Raw genomic sequence first — 19,621 nt, forward strand, 5'->3', positions numbered from 1 at the left:
ATTAGTAGTTACTTACGTGGGAAGCTAGGAAAAATGGTGGCCCCACCCTGACTTGAACAGGGGACCTGCCGATTATGAGTCGGATGCTCTAACCAACTGAGCTATGGGGCCATTTTGAACTGAAGTGCGTTAATCATGTGATGAGAAGCGATGGTGATAACCAATCAATGTCTCACATATTCAAGCGACCGCAAGTATAAGCAGTTTTATTTGGCTTGTCACGCCTTGGCAATAGCTTTATGAATTGTTTGCTTTATTTTTGTTCACATTAGGGCAAAACGAGGTGACAATCTTGATAAAGCAAGTGGGAGACCTTGCTTTACTTGTGTTAAGTTTCTTGACTTGCTCTGGCTTAAAGCATCACTATTAAGTCTGTTTTATATTTTCGCTCAGGGCTATTTATCGTCGCTTAGGGCTATTTATCGCCGCTTAGGGCTATTTATGTTTACTTAAAATAATTAATAACGCTTTTTTTAAACTTTACTTCCTTATTGCTTGTCTATCAGGTGTCTCGTCTCTTTCTTACAGGATAAAAGCCCCGCTATGAAAATGCATTTCCGGTCTGCTTTCTTATCAGCGCTATTGTTTACAGTTACCTTGTTGTTAAGCGGTTGTGATATAGGCAACTTTGGCAGTAGAGAAGCTGGTGAAATACCGTTTAAATTAGTGGGCGTTGAAACTGACGCCTGTCCTGTTATTGTGCGCGCCGGCAAAGACAGATGGAACGTCGACTATTTTGGGTTTTATTTAAGTAAGCCTGAATTGCGAATAGACGGAAAGTGGCAGCGAGTAAAATTTAAGCAAACCCATTGGCAAACGCCTTCTATTGCGCTGTTAAAGTTTCATACCATCTGCAGTAACCCAAGTGATGCAAATGATAAAATTGTACTAGACGTTTCCGAAGAGCTATTGAAGTTATCAACTAATTTGCGTTTCACCATGGGGCTGCCTTTAGAGCAAAATCATGCCGACATTAATAAACAGACATCGCCAATAAATGATAAATCTATGTTTGCTAATCAGTTAGACGGGCATATGTTCCTTCGGTTAGACGTATCAAAAAGTGGCGATCCGTCGTCAACATGGTCATATCATTTAGGTAGTGCTGGCTGTGAGAATACTGGTGTTAATGAGGTGAAAGTTGAAAAGTGTGCATTTACTAATCGTGTTGAATTTATTCTTCCTATGACGCAGTTAGACACCGATCTAGACCTTGATATCTCAGTGTCCAATATATTTGCCCAGTTAGATATTAACGAGGTGGCAGATTGCAAATTTTCGTCATCTGAAGTTGCCCCCTGTGACAAACTGATACATAACTTAGTTTATCGTCCGTGGCTTAAGTGGCATTAAGCGCTCGCTGGGAAGCAATAAAACGCATGTGATTACGGTAAAAGAAGACAGAAGCTACAAAAAACGTTATTTATTTGCCTGTTTTATTGGTTTTATGTTTATACTTTAGATAAAGCAAGAGCTTACTGCTTATGTGCTACACATGTAATAAGTGGTAAACTTAAAACAAATTTAACATTGCATTGCCTTATACAGCAGGTGCGCTGTCGCGGAGATAAAAATGACAGAAAGAGCCTTTATTACAAGTGGCCGTAACACCATTATCCACAAAATTCGAAAGCTAGACTTATTGGTGATAAACGGGGACGATCACCCCCCTATTCTTGTTACCTATAAAGGCATAAGGCAATACGAAGGTAAGGTGCCAGAAAACAAGCGCGATGCTAAAATGATGGACATGGAATTGGTTGATGTAACAATGAGCGACGTGTTTGGCGATGAAAAGACACTGGTCTTTGTCCAAACTCTTAATGGAAAAGAGTACAAAATAGATTACTCAAAAGTGGGTACCAGCATGTTTATTAAAATCCATCAAGACAGTTTTTTCTAGGCTGATTATAAACAAAAGTAAGTGCCGATTTTTAAGAAATAAGAGCTAGTATATCTAGCTCTTATTTGTTTATAACGTCTATTTTTCTAGCATTTCATTCTTTAATACTCCATTCTTAATGTTTCAGCTTTCATCTGAATATTTTATTTTTTCTCATTATTAAACGCCGGCTAACCCAAGACCAAATACAATGATTGGATAGTGTTAAGACCATTGTCGCGCTTTTCAGCATGCTAGTATGAGAATACACTTTGCAGATAAATCCCAAGAGGCGAAAGGCATAAATGCTTCAGCTTAAGAATATGTTTATTGGCGCTTTTGTTATTTTGCTCGCCTACTACGTCGGTGTCTTTATCTCAATTTCACTCAGCCTTCCCATTCCTGGCCCGTTGTTAGGGCTAGTATTTCTGCTGTTATTGCTCTTTGCCTTTCCTAATATTGAAAAGCACACCACATTAGTCGCCCAGCCCTTTCTCAAGCACATGTCTGTACTGTTTGTTCCTGCTGTATTGGGAGTGGGTATTTATTGGAGCGAAATTGAGACAAATGCGGTGGCGTTGGTTCTAGCGATTGGAGGCACCACTGTACTAAGCTTAGGGTTAGCGGCGTGGGTAGCGAATAGATTAATGAAAAAGAAGTCGATGTAGCGTAATGATAGATGCGATCCTTAATACCGTTACCGCCAGTGGCTTTATTTGGTTATCCGTTACTCTGTGTTGTTATGTTATTAGTGTAAAGGTGAACCTCCTTTTAAAAGGCCATCCCGCATCACATCCTCTCGTTATTACGGTATTGCTGGTAAGTATAGGGCTTTTTCTCACTGATACGAGCGTTCCACAATATCAACAATCGGTGTCATTACTTCACTGGTTGTTGGGGCCTGTAACTGTTGCCTTGGCGCTGCCTATCTATAAACAGTGGCAAAAATTAAAACATTACGGTTGGCGCTTATTTGCAAGTATTACCGTGGGTGGAGTGTTGGCGCCGCTATTGGCCTGGCTTACTCTATATGTTCTTGACTCGCCTGTAGCGCTGCAGCTTACTATATTGACTAAATCGATAACTACACCACTGGCGATGGAGGCAACAGCTCAAATTGGTGGAATACCAGCACTGGCTGCTGTTTTCGTTATCACTACAGGTATTGTGGGGGCTGTAGTATCAAATGTGGTATTTTTGTGGTGCCGTGTAACAAGTCTTGAAGCACAAGGTATTGCGCTAGGAATAGTGGCTCATGCAGTAGGTACCGCTAAAGCCATTCACATGGGCGAAGAAGTCGCCGCAATGGCAACGCTTGGACTTTGTATTAATGGCCTTTTTACCGCGTTTATTTTACCCCTCATGTTCAGCATAGTGTTATAAAGCTCGGTTAGCATTAATTTGGTGTTATCGTTGGCAATATTCCCCAAAAGTGCTATTTCTTAGTGATGTATTTCATATCATTATGCGTTTAAGCAAAAGTGCGTTTTAGTTTGCTGTCGCTCTGCCGATACGGTTACATTAATTAACAATTGATAACGTCGGTGAAAACTGGTTTATAAAATTAGGTGGTATAAAAGCTAAATGTTTTCCGTACTCGTTTGTGATGATTCATTAGTGGCACGAAAGCAAGTGGCTAAGTGCCTTCCCCAAGATTGGGATGTTGCTGTTCACTTTGCTAAAAATGGCCAAGAAGGACTAGCTTCCCTTGCTGCCGGCAAAGGCGACTTGTTGTTGCTCGATTTAAATATGCCGGTGCTTGATGGGTATGGCACCTTAGAAGCGATTCAGCAGCAGGGCCTTAAAACCAAAGTTATCGTGGTGTCTGGCGATATCCAGCCTGCAGCCCGTGACAGAGTTATTTCCCTAGGCGCATTAGATTTCATTCGCAAACCAGTCGATCCTCAGGCGCTTGCCGAGGTATTGGACAAACATAATATACTGCACGTCGAAGAAGAAAAGGCACATGAGGTTACCCCGCTTGACCCCGACATTCGCGATTGCTATCAAGAAATCACTAATATCGCCATGGGCCAAGCAGGCGACCACTTAGCCAGAACCATGGATGTATTTGTTGAATTACCGATTCCTAATGTAAACCTTATCGAGGTATCTGAACTTCATATGATGCTCTCAGACATTGAGAGTCATGAAGAGGTTACTGCGGTATGTCAAGGTTTTCTGGGGCCTGGAATAAGCGGCGAAGCACTGTGTATTTTGAGTGACTCTAGCTTTGACGACGTGGCCAAAATTTTAAATGTGGAAGGTGAGGTAGACGACCAGCTTCAACTAGAACTGTTGATGGATGCTGCCAGTATTCTTATAGGTACCTGTCTTAGTGGTCTGGCAAGCCAAATGGATGTCAATTTTAGTCAAGGACATCCTATTGTTCTTGGGCAACATCGAGCGATTACTGAAATCATCAGTATGAACCAAATTAAGTGGAAGCGAACGCTGGCCATTGAATTGAGCTATGGCCTAGAGGGATACAACGTTCAATGCGATCTCATTCTTCTTTTCACTGAGGAGTCGATGAAAATGATGAATTCAAAACTTGCCCACTTGCTGGAGGACTTTTAATGAATCAGAATCTCGACGATTTATTAGAATTCCATTGGATGATGGACATGCTGCAAACCGTTGATGTAGGTATTGTGGTGTTAGATAAAAGCTTTTTTGTGCAGGTGTGGAACGGCTTTATGGAAAGCCACAGTGGAATGCTACCTAGCGAAGTGAGAGATAAATCCTTATTTGAGCTATTCCCTGCCATCAAAAAAGACTGGTTTATGAAGAAAGCCAAACCAGTGTTTGAATTGAAAACCCGTGCATTTATGACATGGGAGCAACGCCCCTATTTGTTTAAGTTTCCCAACTATCGGCCGATTACAGGTAGTGAGCCATATATGTACCAAAACATAACGCTTTCACCGTTGACCTCGGCAACGGGTAAAGTGGATTACATCAGTATGATGATTTATGACATGACCGATGTGGCAGTAGGGAAAAAACAGTTAGAGGCGTTGCAGGTGTCTGTGTCAGAGGCCCAGGAGTCAAAACGAGTACTCTAGCGTAAAAGACTGCATCACTTTATTCCTTACTCCCTTCAGTTATTGAAAACATACTGTTTTTTAAAAGCACGGCAAATAGGTTGTCGTGCGATCGGAGCTTTTATGCAAGTAACGCCTTTTATTCATTTCTTTCGCTTTTTTACTTTTGCCACACGATTTTTTGTTGTGTGTTGTGGTGTCTTTATTTTAAGCGCCTGCGGTGGAGGCGGTTCTGACTCTGACAGCAGTGGAGTCAACTTGCCTCTTGCCGTAAATGCAGGGCCAGACGCTACCGTTACCGAAGGCGTTATGTATTCACTAAATGGCAGCGTAACCGGCGGTGATGGCACATATACCTTTAATTGGACCGCGTCGCCCACTCTTGATATAACCCACGACAATACATCGGTTTCTTCTGCAAGTTTCGTCGCTCCTTCGGTAACCCAAAGTACTCGGTATACGATCACGTTGGCGGTGAATGATGCCAGCGGTAATTCGGTTAGTGATGCAACAATTATCACGGTAGCGCCTATTAATATAGAGCCTGTAGCAAGAATTTCTGTTCCTCAGTGGAGTGGTTTGCCAGCTAACACTTTTCCAGGCGGTGTGGATATTGTATTAGACGGCTCTGGTAGCAGCGATGCCGATGCACCAGTCAACACAGACGCAATAGCGAGCTACATATGGTCGCAAACTAGCGGCACTAATGTTGTAACCGGCATTGAAACCGAGTCACCTACGTTGGTTATCACTACACCAATTACAAACGATCCACAAACCCTCGAATTTCAGTTAGAAGTGGTTGATAGCGAAGGGGCAAGCGCTACAGCCACAGTGAGTTTGTCTATTCAGTCTGAAACGGAAACATTACCCGAAGTCAATGCAGGCTTTTCGCAAGGGGTATTTAGCGGTGAAGTCATTATATTAAATGGCCAAGCGAGCACCAGTATTGCGTCGGCAGAGCCTCTTCAATATTCATGGGAGCGCAGCAGTATTGCGACCTCTTCTTTGTCAGATGCGGCTGGCTCTGACCTAAACAATATCGACCCTAAAAGCGCACCGATAAGCATAAAAGCCGTTGACGATAGCGATGCGCTATCTACCTTCGCCATTGCCCCTGCAGTATCGTCTGCCACAGTAGTGACGTACACGCTTACCGTAACCGATGCCAATAGCAACAGCGTTGAAGATACTATTTCGGTGCGTATTCAACCCATGCCAACAGCGTTAGTGAATGACACTGGCTTTTTGCAACAAGCGACCAATAATGCATTAACCCAAGTACAGCAAAATGATTTTCCTGGTCAAGACGGTCAGCGCGGATCGGATGTTATTGAACAAAACGGATTAATAGAAAAAGCAGGCCGAGGCAAAGCCGGGTTTGATTTTACCCGCTTAAATGCGAACGGCGATGAGCAAGACGCTGATGCCCAAATGTGGTCTTGCGTTCGCGACAACGTGACTGGCTTAGTGTGGGAAGTCAAAACCGACAATGGCTCAGTGCGAGACGCAAACTTTACTTATTCTTGGTATAGCGAAGAGGTAAACGGCGGTTTTGAAGGCGATCAAGTGGGTATGGCGGCAACATGTCTACTCACTAACTGTAATACCGCAGCCTATGTTGCCGAAGTCAACTCGCAAGGATTATGTGGCTTTTTCGATTGGCGGCTTCCTACGCACAAAGAGCTCTTTTCACTAATGCACCTAGGCGACGTTAGTGGGGCGGCAATCGATGAGGATTACTTCCCCAATACGGGAGCCCCATCGAGCACGCCGCTATGGTATTGGTCGTCAGTGCCAAGTGCTGATGGTGTAAACAGTGATGATGCACAAAATTCATGGGCGTTAGATTTTGACTCGGGTGTTGATAACTTTCTCAATAAGTCCACGGCAGCAAGAGTGCGTTTAGTGAGAGCAGGAAGATAGCATGATGAAACAATGTATAAGGAATACCTTTATTACACACGTTGCTGCAGCAAAAAAAGCGACAGTAAACAATTCGCTGGCTGGCGTATTTATGCTGGGTGCGCTATTTACAGCTTCCAACGTCGTGGTAGCGCAAGAATGCCTGTCTGATGGGCTTGAAACGACGCCAAATGATAACTTTACTGCGGTAACCACAAGCTCACTACTTGATGTAACCACCGACCTTGTTTGGCGTCGTTGCTCAGAAGGGCAAACGTGGAACGGTTCAACCTGCGGCGGTGAAGCTATAAAATACACGTGGCAAGAAGCGCTGCAACTTGCCCACCAAGCAAGTGATGAAGACTTGCTAGGGTGGCGCCTACCTAATGTGAAAGAGTTGGCTTCTATTACCGAGCGAGACTGTGTTAGACCTGCTGTAAATAGCTCGCTTTTCCCAGCTACGCCCCCTGATGATTTTTGGACATCTACCCCCTCTGCAGATGATCCTGATAGAGCCTGGGTAGTCGCATTTTTTAATGCGAGCCATTCGATTAAAGAAAAAGACCGGTTTGTTTATGTTCGCTTAGTAAGAACATTTACCACCGACGATTAGTTTGTATAACCATTTCATGTTTAACATGCTTCCACTTGAATTGACATTCGTTCACTTAACGAAAATAACCTCTCGTTGACAGCACGCAGTGACCCAAGATAAATTAATTAGCGAAGAGCACATAAAAATTATGTGCTTTCTTTTTATGCAATCTAGCTCAAGTTCAACCTGATTTTTAGCACGTTAAACTCAACACGGCTTTCTATTTTCTCATAAGCTAGCCACAATAACGTTATGAAACATTTATCTCGTTTAAACACTATCTCAATCCTAATCTGCTTGTTAGCAGGAATGCCTTTTTCTACGCAGGCTGAGTATACGTGTGACATCGATTTTGCTTATGGCATTGCGGTTAGTAACGATCAATTGAGAGTGATGGATAAAACTCGCACAGTCGTACAAATTAACGATCGGTCTCAGCTTTTTATTGGAGGGCGTTGGCAAACGCTTACCGAAGAGCAGCGCGTGTGGCTAAGTGAGTATTCAAATGGTCTGCATTATGTTGTTCCGAAGATGATAGTACTTGCTACTGAAGGAGTAGATTTAGCGATAGATACTATTGAACACGTTTACTTAGGCTTGGTAGGGAGCGATCACGACAGTTATGAGCGCTTAAACAACGCAATGAAGCGAGTGCAAGGCAGGGTGAAAGATAAATTTCGTCATGCTAGCAATCACTATTTCATTGGGCCGGGATCTCTTGAGAGCGTAGACGAATTTGTAGACAGTGAAATTGAAGCGCAGCTTGAAGAGGCTATTTCCACCTCAGTGGGCGGGATCCTCTCAGCTATTAGCGGTATAAACACCGATAATAGCGATGTGAACGAAGAAAAAGTCGCGGCTATTACTCGTCAGTTGAATACGGTTGGAGAAGGTGTAGACGTTGGCGATAAAGCCACGACGTTGCGTAAAAAAGCAGAATGGTTTTGTAACAAACTGAAACGCTTGGACATTGCCGAAGAAAAATTAAGAGCGAGCCTTCCTGCATTTGAGCCTTACAACATTATTACGTCGCAACATGTGCAAAATGATAATGAATAAGTGTTAGGGGGTTGTTCTTCGCTTTGAAATTCACAGTGAGGAACAACACTTTCTTATATAGACGTTTAGTTAAACGCTATACAAAACACGAAAGCAGAGTATTGAGATACCGTCGACCTTTGGCAGTTACATGCCAATGTTGCGGTTTAATATCTAGCAGTCCTTTTTGCGCTGCATCATCGAGCGCCGCTTTCACATCATCACTCATTGAAACACCAGTTAGCGCGGAATAGTCCTCGATAGGGCAGGGCTCTAAAAGACGGAACCGATTCATAAAAAACTCAAAAGGAATATCGTCTTTTTCTACTACTGTGGTGGTATCAATGTAAGGGCGGCTCATTTCCATATAGCCCCTGGGATGTTTCACCTTTACTAGCCTTTTTATGCTTCCGCTTTCTATATCTGTTATTTTGCCATGAGCGCCGCAGCCAATACCTAGGTAGTCACCAAAACGCCAATAATTTAGATTGTGGCGGCACTGATGACCTTCTTTTGCATAAGCTGAAATTTCATATTGCTTGTAGCCAGCTGTTTCTAATACGCGATGGCCTCGTTCTTGAATCTCCCATAATATGTCGTCATCCGGTAGCTCAGGAGGGCGAGAGTAAAAGGGCGTGTTTGGCTCAATGGTCAGCTGATACCAAGAAAGGTGATAGGGGTTAAGGGCGATGCCTTTATCTAAGTCTGACATAGCATTGTCGACGCTTTGCTGAGGCAAACCGTGCATTAGGTCGAGATTAAATGTAGGCAGTCCAGCACTGTGCGCCTGTTTTATTGCATTGATAGCTTGGTTATCGTTATGAATACGCCCAAGCACCGCTAAATGCTGCGGTTGGAAGCTTTGAATTCCCACAGAAATACGGTTTACGCCAGCGTGATAAAACCCTAAAAACTTGCCAGCTTCCACGGTGCCTGGATTGGCCTCCATGGTAATTTCCGCATTAGGTGCTAAGTTTACCCGGGCTTTTATGCCAGCGATAATATCTGCCATTGCGTCTGCAGAAAATAAGCTTGGTGTGCCGCCACCAATAAACACGGTATCTACTTGCCTATCGCCAATAGACTTTGCATCTTCTGCAAGGTCGTCAAGTAGATGAGCGACATATTCTTTTTCTGGCAATGCCGACTTTAATCCATGTGAATTGAAGTCGCAGTATGGGCACTTTTGTACGCACCAAGGAATATGCACATACAAACTAAGGGGTGGATTACGCAAAAGCAGATCTCATAGTATCAAGTAAAATGGCCAGCGCTTTACCGCGATGACTAACACGATTTTTTTCGCCGCTTTCTAGCTGCGCCGCTGTGCAGCCGTGCGAGGGAAGATTAAAAACGGGGTCGTATCCAAAGCCACCGTCGCCTTGACGAGATTTAAGAATTTCGCCTTGCCATTTACCTTGGCTGACAAGCGGTACTGGATCATCGGCATGACGCATAAATACCAGTGTGCAAAAGAAGTGAGCTTTGCGGTTCGCTTCGCCATCAAGGGCAGCCAAAAGCTTATCAATATTGTCACCGTCGTTAGCGTTTTCGCCAGCGTAGCGAGCAGAGTAAATGCCTGGGGCACCGCCTAATGCATCAACCACCAAGCCAGAATCGTCTGCGATAGCGGGCAAACCTGTTACCTGAGCCGCATGGCGCGCTTTAATAATGGCATTTTCTACAAAGGTGGTGCCTGTTTCTGGAACGTCTTCAACGCCAAGTTCTTTTTGTGCAATTACGTCTACACCGTAGTCAGCAAAAAGAGAGGTGAATTCACGCACTTTGCCTTGATTACCCGAGGCTAGAACAATTTTTTGGGGAAATGTCATATTATTACTCTGAATTAGATAGGTTTACCATAGCAAGTGGACCAAGTGAACTGGGTAAACAGCGAGCGCTGAAGAGCGTTTTTTATTGTGTGATCTGATGGCTAGCTGTAATTTCAAGCCATGCTTATTAAGTTTGATGGCTCAATACCATTGCACAATTTAAATGCCCTAGCAGCGCTTAACAACGTCTGACTTAAGAAGGTTTTTTGCCTGCAGATTTTGTTTTTGAACTGGCCCTCGCTTTTGCTTTATTCTTCGGTCTTGTCTTTTTCTTTGTTCCTACCTTTTTCTTTTTGGCAGTAATTTTGGGCGTTTTGTTTTTAGGTCTAAGCTCGGCGATAACACGGGCTTTAATAGGCTCTTCCATGTAGCGGGCAGCCTTTGCAACCATGGCAAAGTCGTGGGCTTCTACCAGTGAAATTGCCGTACCTTTTGCCCCAGCGCGGCCGGTTCTGCCTATTCTATGTACGTAAATATCCGCTTTACGTGGCATGTCAAAATTAATCACATGGCTTACATTAGGCACGTCTATCCCCCGTGCTGCCACGTCAGTAGCCAACAAAATGGGAACTTCGCCACTTTTAAAACGCGCCAAAGCCGCGTTTCTCTTGTCTTGCGGCATTTCGCCCTGAAGCCAGCAAACATTGATCCCTTTAGATGCTAGCACGTCTTTGAGTGTCTGCAAGCGCTCTCGCGTTTTTACAAAAACCACTGCAGTGGTTACTTGCTCTTTAAGAATATGGATAAGCAGCGCTTGTTTATGGGCGTAGTCGTCGGCAAGGTGATACCACTGATGTATTTTATTTTTTTCTTTGCGCGATGGATTTGCTTCGACAACTTCAGGGTTAATTAGGATGTCTTTCGCAAAGTTTTTTACCCCAGCGCCTTCTAACGTTGCCGAAAACAGAAGGTTCTGTTTGCGCCAGCGAGCTTCTGTGGCTATTTGATTTACCACGGTAGAAAAGCCCATATCGAGCATGCGGTCAGCTTCATCGAGAATTAAGCATTCAATATCACGGCAGTCAGCCGTTTCTTTTTCGATGTGCTCTAAAAGGCGTCCCGGTGTGGCTACAAGAATATCTAAGTTTTGGCTTAGCGTTTCTTTGTCGGTGCCATAGTTAATGCCGCCAGTAATAACACCGCAGATTAGTTGTGTGTGCTTGGTAAGGCTTTTAGCTTGTTCGTAAACCTGCAGGGCAAGTTCACGAGTAGGCGTTAGAATTAGTATACGCGTAGCGCCAGGCTGCTTACGGGGGTAGTCCAGCAAAAATTGACACGCAGGTAGCAAGAACGCCGCTGTCTTTCCGGTGCCGGTAGGTGCAGACGCTAAAATGTCTCGCCCGTCCATGGCAAGTGGGATCACCAATTCTTGAATATTGGTTGGGGTTTCATAACCCATATCGGCCACAGCGTGACAGAGAGTTTCGTCTAATTCGAGTTCTTCGAAAGTCATAGTATAAAAACGCTTAAAATGAATGGTGTGTATTGTAGCATTGATGCGTCGAAACACAGAAAAAAACTGTACAGCAAATGAGATTATCTCAGCATTCCCTTTCGTTCTCGTTTACACGTTTTGCATCAAGTGCAATGTTTAGGCTGATGTCGCTCATTTAAAACCGCGATTTTGTTTTAAACGTATAGAGCACATCGTAAATACAAACACGAACACAAAGCGGGCTAGCTCAACACGCCTACGCGTTTGACAAGAGCCGATAGAAATAGCTAAACAAAAGAGCATCTCAAAATAGGTAAAATGCTGTTATGAAAAAAATACTTACGCTGGCAATATCATGTGCCGTACTTTTTTATGGCCCTTTGGCGATGGCTGCGAAAACGAAACAGGCCATACTGGCGGGTGGTTGTTTTTGGTGTATGGAAAAAGACTTTGAAACATTGGAAGGAGTCACTGACGTTATTTCAGGCTTCACTGGTGGAAAACTGAAAAACCCAACCTACAGCGGCAATCATCAAGGCCATTATGAAGCCGTGCTGATAACTTACGACACTAGCGTGTTGAGTTATCAAGATATCCTGGACCATTACTGGGTAAAAATAGACCCTTTTGATGACAAAGGCCAGTTTTGTGATAAAGGACCTAGCTATCGCAGTGCTATTTTTGTGAAAAACCAAAACGAGCGCATGCTGGCAGAAAAGTCTAAACAGGCGGTGATTAGCCAGTTTCCAAATCAGCAGGTAGTTACGCCAATTCTCGATGCCACAACCTTCTACCCCATTAAAGGTGATGAAAGTTATCATCAGGACTACTACAAAAAAAGCCCAATTCGTTATGCAACGTATCGCTGGGGATGTGGCCGCGACGCTCGCTTAGAAGAAATTTGGGGTGATGCTGTCACGCACTAAGTACTTCACCACCTTTGGTTACACTTGTTAACAATTGTGTGCTCACTATATGCTAACGCTTTTGCGACAATGCAGAAGTACTAAATCTATGTAACCGGTTACTTGATTTCACGGAATTTTAAGGCGGCTCATTACACCGTCTGTTGGCAATAAAAAGGAAAATCTATGTCAAAAATAAAAGCGTTATGTATTTCAACTGCATTTATTGGTGCGGCTGGAGCGGCGCTGCACGTGAATGCCAAAGAAGGCATGTTCACGCCAGAGCAATTACCATCAATAGCGAGCGAACTAAAACAAACAGGGCTCGCCATTCCTGCTGAAAGTATTAACGACTTAACGGCATTCCCCATGGGCGCCATTGTGTCGCTTGGTGGCTGTTCAGCGTCTTTTGTGTCGGATAAAGGCTTGGCGGTTACCAATCATCATTGTGCGAGAGGCTCTGTTCAATACAACAGCACCCCTGAAAACAACTATTTAGAAGATGGTTTTCTTGCCAAGAAAATGAATGAAGAGCTGCCTGCTGCACCTGGTACACGTATGTTTGTTACTGTTGGGTTTGAAGACGTAACCGATAAAGTAATTGGTGGCATAAAAGAATCGGTAGAAGGGCGTGCGCGCTTCGATGCTATCGAAGCTAACCGTAAAGCATTAATCACTGAGTGTGAATCGCAACCGGGTTTCCGCTGTTCCGTGCCGTCATTTTTCCAAGGTCTTGAATACAAGCTAATTAAGCAAATGGAAATACGGGATGTTCGCATTGCGTATGCACCTGCAGACTCCATAGGTAAATACGGCGGTGATATCGACAACTGGATGTGGCCTCGTCACACGGGCGACTTTTCATTCTATCGGGCCTACGTAGGTAAAGACGGTAAGCCAGCCGATTTTAGTGAAGAGAACGTACCGTTTAAGCCAGAACATTTCTTAAAAGTGTCTGCAGCGGGGCTGAGCGATGGCGACTTTGTTATGGCAGCAGGGTACCCGGGCTCAACAAACCGCTATGCGCGTTTGTCTCGCGTATCGTATACATTCGATTGGTTGTACCCTACTTATTTAGATTTGGTAGGCGAGTGGATTGACACTATCGAAAAAGCGTCAGAAGAAGGAAGCGACGCGCGTATTAAATACGAAGCGACTCTTGCCGGTTTAAATAACTTCCATAAGAACACATTAGGCCAGCTGTCTGGTGCCAAACGAGTGGGGTTAGTCCCACGTCGTGCTGAGCGCGAAGCACAGCTGTCGGCATGGCTTGATAAAAATGACAAAAGCGAACTTAAACAGGCGCTAGCTGAATTAGACGCGGTAAGCGAACAGCAGATGCAAATGAATAAGCAAAACTTTTGGTACAACAACTTGAACCGCGCTCAGTTACTGTCGTCTGCTCAGACCCTATACCGCAACGCGATTGAGAGCGAAAAGCCTGATGCAGAGCGCGAATCTGGATTTCAAGAACGGGATCAAATTCGTTTGAAAGAAGGAATGGAGCGAATAGAGCGTCGTTTCGATCCGGTTGTTGATCAAGCCGTTTGGCAAAAAATGATCAGCATGTACCTCGAGCAGCCTGAAGAAAATCGCGTTGCTGCATTTGACGAAGCGGTTGGCATCAACGGCTCTACCGACAGTCAAACACTGCAGAAAACGTTGAAGGCGTTTTACGATAACACCTCATTAACCGACTCTGAAACTCGACTGTCATGGCTTACCGCTAGCCGTGAAGACTTCGAAAAAAGTGATGACCCATTTATTAAATTGGCGGTTGCCCTTTTCGATACTGAAATGAGTATTGAAGATCAGAGCAAAACCTTAAGCGGCAAAGCCACAGCGCTTCGCCCTAAATACATGAAGGCAATTATTGAATGGCAGAAGTCGATGGGAAGTTTGGCTTATCCAGATGCTAACAGCACATTGCGTGTGACTTACGGTAACGTAATGGGCGGTTCGCCTAAAGATGGTCTCATCTACGAGCCTTTCACCCGTCTTGAAGGGATCACCGAAAAAGACACCGGTGAGTCGCCGTTTAACTCACCTAAAAAGCAGCTTTCGCTCATCAATGAGTCGCAGTACGGCCCGTATAAATTGGATGATATAAACAGCGTTCCAGTTAACTTTTTAACCGACTTAGATTCTACAGGCGGTAACTCAGGTTCGGCTACTTTAAACTCGAAAGCCGAATTAATTGGTTTATTGTTTGATGGAACCTTTGAGAGCGTTAACTCAGATTGGGATTTCGACCCTAAAACTACCCGCACTATCCACGTTGATACTCGCTATATGCTGTGGGTAATGGAGTATGTAGATGGGGCGAACAACTTAATTGATGAAATGACAGTGGTGAGATAAAAGTTGCCAGGTAAACAACTGTGAGACAAATTGCTTAGCGTTAAAGACAAAAGCCAGCCCTGTTAAAGGCTGGCTTTTTTTATATTAGAAAACGGTTATTTAGAAGCGGTATTCAACACCAATACTCGCTTGTTTTAAATCGGTTTCAAAATTAGTGTCGTCAATATCGTCAACAGCTTCTTCCGCGTCTAACTCAGCGTCGTATACCATGTATTCTGCGTTTACTAAAAAGTTAGCGGTAATGGCGTAACTTAAACCAGCGCCAACGAAAAGGCTTTCATCGTCGGATTCAGTTGAAATGCCGCCTAGATTATATTCAGTTTCTGACCACAGTTGACCTGCTTTTGCATACAGTGAGAAACGGTCTGTTAGCGGAAGAATACCTTTAATCGCTGCCGTATACCCGTCGGTATTCCCACCAGCTAGATCGGTGCCGTAGTCACCGAAATCGATGAAGCTACCTTCTAGTGCAACGTACTCATTAAATTTATAACCTAGCAATCCTTGCCATACATCTTTGTCGTCATCAAAGTCGTCTTCACCTTCTACACGAAGGTATCCGTAGTTACCGCCTACATAAAAACCACTGTCGTCAGCTGTCATATCATTGGACTGCGCATGGGCACCAAATGTTGATAGCGATGAAAGTGCTGCGATTCCTGCAAGTGTTTTTTTCATAATGACATCCTCTTTTCAATTTATAACTTTCCATTAGCTTCCCTAAGGGAAGTTCAACGTGAAGCTGTGATAGTTCACGGTTGATGTGATTAGCTATTCAATTGATGTGCCAGCGTAAATTTCACAGAAAAGAGGAGAAAACCGTGAAAGAGTTTCACAGTTCACATAGGTTTTTGACCGGAGTTGAGCAGCTTTTAATCGCCGGTTAAAAGCTGTACGGCAGAACTTTCTTGCGGTTTGAAAAGAATACATAAGCTTTGCTGTATGTAATGACTTACTTATCGCCTTCGCCCTGTTCTGACTCAATAGCATGGCTTATGGCCTGCAGCTTTTCTTTATCTAAAGCTTCTTTTATTGCTGCGCCTTTGTGCCCCTTGGCAATAATGTCTTTAACATTAACCTGGTTCGCTGCGGCTAAGGCCTTATTAATGAGGCTGTGCGTGGCTGACCATTTTACTCCTCTTGCCTCTGCCGCTGGACCGATGGCAAAAAGTAATCGTTCAAAGCGCTCAGCTCGTCGCCATGCATCAGCTCCGTTAAAAACAGTGAATAGGGCGTCTGGGGTTATACTTGTTTCGGTAGTAGTCGTTTCAGTAGAGCTCGCTCTATGGCTAGTCGCGAAGCCAATACCATTTCCTACCAATAAGGTTTTAAATTTACAGGCCAGCACAACAATCTCGCTTACTTCGTTTGGCACCCTTAGGCGTTTGCACAGCGCCGCTGCTTGTTGCTCATTCAATAACATGCAAAGTGAGGTAAACCGAGTAATTAATATTTGGGTATCATCCTGTTCTTTTTTATCAGCGCTGACGTTTTCATCAGCCTTACTATCGATACTGCCGTCGCTGCTGCTGTCGCCGTTATCGTTGCTATTACCGTTACTGTTAGTAGCGGCTACTGCTTTAACCAATAACACTATTGCGTCGTCGATGATGTCACTGAGTTCGATAAACCAACTTGGTAAGGCCTTGCATTTTGCCAACGTTGCAAAGTACACCTCGGGAGATGGCTCTAACAGACTGCGCTTGGTTTCTTGCCATACGCGCTCTGCACTTAGCGCGTTTAATTCACCGCTTTTTGCCATCGATGTCATAAGGTCGAAGGTGTCTTTGGCAATGTAAAAACCTAAGTAGGCATACCTAGCGGCAAAGCGGGCCGCGCGAAATACCCGTAATGGATCTTCGCTAAAAGCCTGAGAAACATGTCGCAAGCACCTGTTTTCTAAATCCGCTTTTCCGTTATAAGGGTCGATAATATTGCCTGAGTCATCTTGCGCCATGGCGTTTACGGTAAGGTCGCGACGTCGCAAATCTTCTTCAAGAGTTACGTTTGACGATGCGTCGCAGACAAAGCCCGTGTAGCCAGCGCCAGATTTTCTTTCCACGCGAGCGAGTGCGTATTCTTCATTGGTGCGCGGGTGCAGAAATACAGGAAAGTCTTTTCCAACTTGTGTAAAGCCTTTTGCAAGCATGTCGTTAGGTGTTGCACCCACTACCACGTAATCGCGTTCGGTAACGGGCCTTCCTAACAATGTGTCTCTAACGGCTCCGCCAACCAAGTAAACCTGCATGTATTCTCGCTCTTTAAAAAGTAAAGGTAATTGGCCTTAGTATACCAATGTTACAATTAAATTTGTTACTGCGTGCTATGGCGCTTTTACTTACCGTTATGCTCTGGTAGTTTAATCATCGTTTTTACGATGAAATAGCGAAAATCATGTACTTGAATTACTTCGGGTTGAACGACAACCCGTTCTCTATAGCGCCAAACCCCGATTACCTTTATATGAGCCCAAGACATAAAGAGGCTCTGGCACACTTAACTTTCGGCTTAAGGGAAAGCGGTGGTTTCGTCATGCTAACTGGGGAGGTTGGAACAGGGAAAACAACGGTTTCGCGAAAGTTACTTCAACAGCTGCCGGATAATACTCAGGTGGCGATGATTTTAAACCCTACATTATCAGCATTAGAGTTACTCGCTACAGTGTGTGACGAGTTAGGGTTGTCGTATTCATCTGACAAAGCCAGTCTTAAATACTTCACTGATCTTATTTTATCTAAACTCGCTGAAAACCATCAATCGGGAATGAATACCGTATTAATGGTAGACGAAGCGCAGCATTTATTACCTGAGGTTTTGGAGCAGTTACGTTTATTAACTAACTTAGAGACCAACCGAGAAAAACTGCTTAAAGTGGTGTTAATTGGCCAGCCTGAGCTTCAGCAGTTACTCAAACGCAATGAACTTCGACAGCTCGCACAGCGAATTACGGCTCGTTACCATCTTTTACCGCTAACCGCGCCAGAGGTGAGCTCTTACATTGCTCACCGACTTAGCGTGGCAGATGGCGATATCAGTATTTTCAGCAAGGGTACCTTGCGTGCAGTTCATCAAATAACGGGGGGAATTCCTCGGGTTATTAATTTGCTATGCGATAGGGCGTTGACCCTTTCCTTTACCAAGCAACATGCGGTAGTGAAAAAGCCTATTTTTCTCGCAGCGGCAGAACAAATTCTGGGTGATGATGTAGTAAGCCAAAGAGTGCAAGGCCAAAACCGGTGGTACTTGACGGGTGCGTTTGTACTGGCGTTGGTGTGTGGGTATGCCATTGGGAGTTTGTATGTCTAGTATTGTTGCTATTGAAAATTTGCAGCCAGGCATGGTGATTGTGCAAATTACCAAGCAAAATGGGCCAGTTAAAATACGCAAATCAGGATTAGTATCAAGTGATGCTATGGTGCAAGGCCTCTCGGAAATGGGCGTTCAAGAACTTGAAATTGATCCTGAACAAACGGTTGAAGTTGCACCTCCAACGCATCATCGCACACAAACGCAGGCATTGTTGCGGGGACAGCACGACACGTCGGCGCGCTTCGATAACTCATTGAATGACCAATTTAATCGCAGCCTATTTTTACCTACTGTTGAAGGCCTTCCGTCATCGTTTTGGCTCTATGCGAAGCAAGCCGCGGTTTTTGCCGTTGTTATTATGGGTGGGTTGGCACTTGGCTTTACCGCGGCGAATAAGGACAATTGGTGGCCGGCGTTAGCCTCATCAATATCTACCAATACCTCAACATCGGCGGGCAAAATCGATACGGTTTCAAATGCGCCGGTAAATACCAGATCAGATTCAGCGCCGAACGAAAGCGGTATTAGTGGTAATCAAACCGCATCCAGCAACACGAGGGACAATTCAGCGCCTGCGCAGATGACGTCTCAACAGCAGGCAGCGCAACAATTATCACAACAGCCAAGTCAGCAGTCAGCGCAACAACAATACGTTGGTAATACACAAGATAATGCGCAGAATGTGATGAATAACAACGCATCGCAACCGTCGCGTAGTCAAACCGCGTCAAATGGCTTTGTCAATAATGCTAGCGATTCGGGGCCAGGCACTAATTTTGGGGGCGCTAATTCTGGAAGCGCTAATTCTCAATCTGCCAGAACTGGCAATCAGGAGAGCAGTGAGCAGGGTAGCACTGGGCAAAATGTTACCGGTGAGCAGGGTTCTACCGACGAGTACGAAGGGAAAGTGCTTAACGAGGCGAATAACGCTAACAATATTGAGGTTTCTCCAGAGCTAATGGCGCGATTTAACGCTGCCGTTGAAGCACTTGATGAAAAATCACCGGGTTCAACGAGAGAGCCTGAGACAAAGGTAACGGTACGTGACGATACACTGCGGGTAGACCAATTACCGGTGAGATTATTAACTCGGCTGCCTACGATGAATTTCAGTGCTCATATGTACGCGTCTCAACCGCGAGATAGGTGGGTTAGGGTAAATGGTCGTCAGCTTTCAGAGGGCGACTGGATTGCCGATAAAGTCCAAATTGTAAACATTGAGGCGCAGCGGGTGGTGCTAGCCTTTGAAGATGAAATATTTACTATGGCAGCGCTTACTGACTGGTAGCGCGCAAGCCAGGCCAAGCCCTGA

At 44.5% G+C, this 19,621-nt stretch carries 18 protein-coding genes and 1 tRNA gene; 13 read left to right on the plus strand and 6 right to left on the minus strand.

Annotated features, from left to right (window positions below; genetic code table 11):
• Window positions 1–34 precede the first annotated feature (34 nt).
• Window positions 35–111 (minus strand) — tRNA-Ile (locus tag ACOJR9_RS04405).
• Window positions 112–543: 432 nt separating this feature from the next.
• On the opposite strand from ACOJR9_RS04405, the gene ACOJR9_RS04410 reads away from it, so the two are divergent.
• From ACOJR9_RS04410 to ACOJR9_RS04450, 9 genes are all read left to right on the plus strand, one after another.
• Window positions 544–1,353: an MbnP family protein gene (locus tag ACOJR9_RS04410; protein WP_420935160.1), complete on the plus strand. Its 810-nt coding sequence runs from the start codon at window positions 544–546 to the stop codon at window positions 1,351–1,353.
• A 220-nt stretch (window positions 1,354–1,573) separates the two neighbouring features.
• On the plus strand, window positions 1,574–1,903 hold the full coding sequence (locus ACOJR9_RS04415) for a hypothetical protein (protein WP_420935161.1): 330 nt from the start codon (window positions 1,574–1,576) through the stop codon (window positions 1,901–1,903).
• Window positions 1,904–2,187: 284 nt separating this feature from the next.
• Window positions 2,188–2,550, plus strand: coding sequence for a CidA/LrgA family protein (locus ACOJR9_RS04420; RefSeq protein ID WP_420935162.1), 363 nt, complete (start codon window positions 2,188–2,190; stop codon window positions 2,548–2,550).
• A gap of 4 nt (window positions 2,551–2,554) precedes the next feature.
• Window positions 2,555–3,265 (plus strand): LrgB family protein, encoded by a 711-nt coding sequence (locus ACOJR9_RS04425; RefSeq protein WP_420935163.1) that lies wholly within the window; start codon window positions 2,555–2,557, stop codon window positions 3,263–3,265.
• Between the two features lie 201 nt (window positions 3,266–3,466).
• On the plus strand, window positions 3,467–4,462 hold the full coding sequence (locus ACOJR9_RS04430; protein WP_420935164.1) for a response regulator: 996 nt from the start codon (window positions 3,467–3,469) through the stop codon (window positions 4,460–4,462).
• A complete protein-coding gene (locus ACOJR9_RS04435; protein ID WP_420935165.1) occupies window positions 4,462–4,950 on the plus strand; it encodes a PAS domain-containing protein in 489 nt (162 codons plus the stop codon). The genes ACOJR9_RS04430 and ACOJR9_RS04435 overlap by 1 nt, the downstream gene beginning before the upstream one ends.
• A 102-nt stretch (window positions 4,951–5,052) precedes the next feature.
• On the plus strand, window positions 5,053–6,855 hold the full coding sequence (locus tag ACOJR9_RS04440; protein WP_420935166.1) for a DUF1566 domain-containing protein: 1,803 nt from the start codon (window positions 5,053–5,055) through the stop codon (window positions 6,853–6,855).
• A 91-nt stretch (window positions 6,856–6,946) separates the two neighbouring features.
• The gene (locus tag ACOJR9_RS04445; RefSeq protein ID WP_420936048.1) at window positions 6,947–7,447 is read left to right on the plus strand and encodes a DUF1566 domain-containing protein; all 501 of its coding nucleotides are present in this window, start codon (window positions 6,947–6,949) and stop codon (window positions 7,445–7,447) included.
• A 234-nt stretch (window positions 7,448–7,681) separates the two neighbouring features.
• On the plus strand, window positions 7,682–8,488 hold the full coding sequence (locus ACOJR9_RS04450; RefSeq protein WP_420935167.1) for a DUF2884 family protein: 807 nt from the start codon (window positions 7,682–7,684) through the stop codon (window positions 8,486–8,488).
• Between the two features lie 76 nt (window positions 8,489–8,564).
• Here ACOJR9_RS04450 and hemW read toward each other — a convergent pair whose 3' ends face one another.
• The 3 genes from hemW to srmB all read right to left on the minus strand — a co-directional run bounded on the left by hemW (window position 8,565) and on the right by srmB (window position 11,752).
• Complete coding sequence (gene hemW / locus ACOJR9_RS04455) at window positions 8,565–9,704, minus strand: radical SAM family heme chaperone HemW (protein WP_420935168.1); 1,140 nt, start codon at window positions 9,702–9,704, stop codon at window positions 8,565–8,567.
• Complete coding sequence (rdgB, locus tag ACOJR9_RS04460; RefSeq protein WP_420935169.1) at window positions 9,697–10,299, minus strand: RdgB/HAM1 family non-canonical purine NTP pyrophosphatase; 603 nt, start codon at window positions 10,297–10,299, stop codon at window positions 9,697–9,699. The genes hemW and rdgB overlap by 8 nt, the downstream gene beginning before the upstream one ends.
• Before the next feature lie 193 nt (window positions 10,300–10,492).
• A complete protein-coding gene (srmB, locus tag ACOJR9_RS04465) occupies window positions 10,493–11,752 on the minus strand; it encodes an ATP-dependent RNA helicase SrmB (protein ID WP_420935170.1) in 1,260 nt (419 codons plus the stop codon).
• Window positions 11,753–12,060: 308 nt separating this feature from the next.
• On the opposite strand from srmB, the gene msrA reads away from it, so the two are divergent.
• Entirely contained in the window at window positions 12,061–12,660 is a 600-nt protein-coding gene (msrA, locus tag ACOJR9_RS04470; protein WP_420935171.1) for a peptide-methionine (S)-S-oxide reductase MsrA, read from the plus strand.
• Window positions 12,661–12,825: 165 nt separating this feature from the next.
• Window positions 12,826–15,000, plus strand: coding sequence for a S46 family peptidase (locus tag ACOJR9_RS04475; protein WP_420935172.1), 2,175 nt, complete (start codon window positions 12,826–12,828; stop codon window positions 14,998–15,000).
• A 99-nt stretch (window positions 15,001–15,099) separates the two neighbouring features.
• Here ACOJR9_RS04475 and ACOJR9_RS04480 read toward each other — a convergent pair whose 3' ends face one another.
• Window positions 15,100–15,678, minus strand: a complete 579-nt coding sequence (locus ACOJR9_RS04480) for a porin family protein (protein ID WP_420935173.1) — start codon at window positions 15,676–15,678, stop codon at window positions 15,100–15,102.
• Window positions 15,679–15,952: 274 nt separating this feature from the next.
• Entirely contained in the window at window positions 15,953–17,248 is a 1,296-nt protein-coding gene (locus ACOJR9_RS04485) for a CCA tRNA nucleotidyltransferase (RefSeq protein WP_420935174.1), read from the minus strand.
• 146 nt (window positions 17,249–17,394) lie between these two features.
• On the opposite strand from ACOJR9_RS04485, the gene ACOJR9_RS04490 reads away from it, so the two are divergent.
• Both ACOJR9_RS04490 and ACOJR9_RS04495 read left to right on the plus strand, forming a co-directional pair.
• Complete coding sequence (locus ACOJR9_RS04490) at window positions 17,395–18,306, plus strand: ExeA family protein (RefSeq protein ID WP_420935175.1); 912 nt, start codon at window positions 17,395–17,397, stop codon at window positions 18,304–18,306.
• Window positions 18,299–19,597 (plus strand): general secretion pathway protein GspB, encoded by a 1,299-nt coding sequence (locus ACOJR9_RS04495; RefSeq protein ID WP_420935176.1) that lies wholly within the window; start codon window positions 18,299–18,301, stop codon window positions 19,595–19,597. The genes ACOJR9_RS04490 and ACOJR9_RS04495 overlap by 8 nt, the downstream gene beginning before the upstream one ends.
• Window positions 19,598–19,621 lie beyond the last annotated feature (24 nt).

This window comes from Alteromonas ulvae, assembly GCF_048987005.1.
GTDB lineage: Bacteria > Pseudomonadota > Gammaproteobacteria > Enterobacterales > Alteromonadaceae > Alteromonas.

Excerpts from the sequence above, each read along its gene's own strand:
- ACOJR9_RS04410 (WP_420935160.1), top strand. The coding sequence starts at position 544 with ATGAAAATGCATTTCCGGTCTGCTTTCTTATCAGCGCTATTGTTTACA.
- ACOJR9_RS04415 (WP_420935161.1), top strand. The coding sequence starts at position 1,574 with ATGACAGAAAGAGCCTTTATTACAAGTGGCCGTAACACCATTATCCAC.
- ACOJR9_RS04420 (WP_420935162.1), top strand. The coding sequence starts at position 2,188 with ATGCTTCAGCTTAAGAATATGTTTATTGGCGCTTTTGTTATTTTGCTC.
- ACOJR9_RS04425 (WP_420935163.1), top strand. The coding sequence starts at position 2,555 with ATGATAGATGCGATCCTTAATACCGTTACCGCCAGTGGCTTTATTTGG.
- ACOJR9_RS04430 (WP_420935164.1), top strand. The coding sequence starts at position 3,467 with ATGTTTTCCGTACTCGTTTGTGATGATTCATTAGTGGCACGAAAGCAA.
- ACOJR9_RS04435 (WP_420935165.1), top strand. The coding sequence starts at position 4,462 with ATGAATCAGAATCTCGACGATTTATTAGAATTCCATTGGATGATGGAC.
- ACOJR9_RS04440 (WP_420935166.1), top strand. The coding sequence starts at position 5,053 with ATGCAAGTAACGCCTTTTATTCATTTCTTTCGCTTTTTTACTTTTGCC.
- ACOJR9_RS04445 (WP_420936048.1), top strand. The coding sequence starts at position 6,947 with ATGCTGGGTGCGCTATTTACAGCTTCCAACGTCGTGGTAGCGCAAGAA.
- ACOJR9_RS04450 (WP_420935167.1), top strand. The coding sequence starts at position 7,682 with ATGAAACATTTATCTCGTTTAAACACTATCTCAATCCTAATCTGCTTG.
- rdgB (WP_420935169.1), bottom strand. The coding sequence starts at position 10,299 with ATGACATTTCCCCAAAAAATTGTTCTAGCCTCGGGTAATCAAGGCAAA.
- srmB (WP_420935170.1), bottom strand. The coding sequence starts at position 11,752 with ATGACTTTCGAAGAACTCGAATTAGACGAAACTCTCTGTCACGCTGTG.
- msrA (WP_420935171.1), top strand. The coding sequence starts at position 12,061 with ATGAAAAAAATACTTACGCTGGCAATATCATGTGCCGTACTTTTTTAT.
- ACOJR9_RS04475 (WP_420935172.1), top strand. The coding sequence starts at position 12,826 with ATGTCAAAAATAAAAGCGTTATGTATTTCAACTGCATTTATTGGTGCG.
- ACOJR9_RS04480 (WP_420935173.1), bottom strand. The coding sequence starts at position 15,678 with ATGAAAAAAACACTTGCAGGAATCGCAGCACTTTCATCGCTATCAACA.
- ACOJR9_RS04485 (WP_420935174.1), bottom strand. The coding sequence starts at position 17,248 with ATGCAGGTTTACTTGGTTGGCGGAGCCGTTAGAGACACATTGTTAGGA.
- ACOJR9_RS04490 (WP_420935175.1), top strand. The coding sequence starts at position 17,395 with ATGTACTTGAATTACTTCGGGTTGAACGACAACCCGTTCTCTATAGCG.
- ACOJR9_RS04495 (WP_420935176.1), top strand. The coding sequence starts at position 18,299 with ATGTCTAGTATTGTTGCTATTGAAAATTTGCAGCCAGGCATGGTGATT.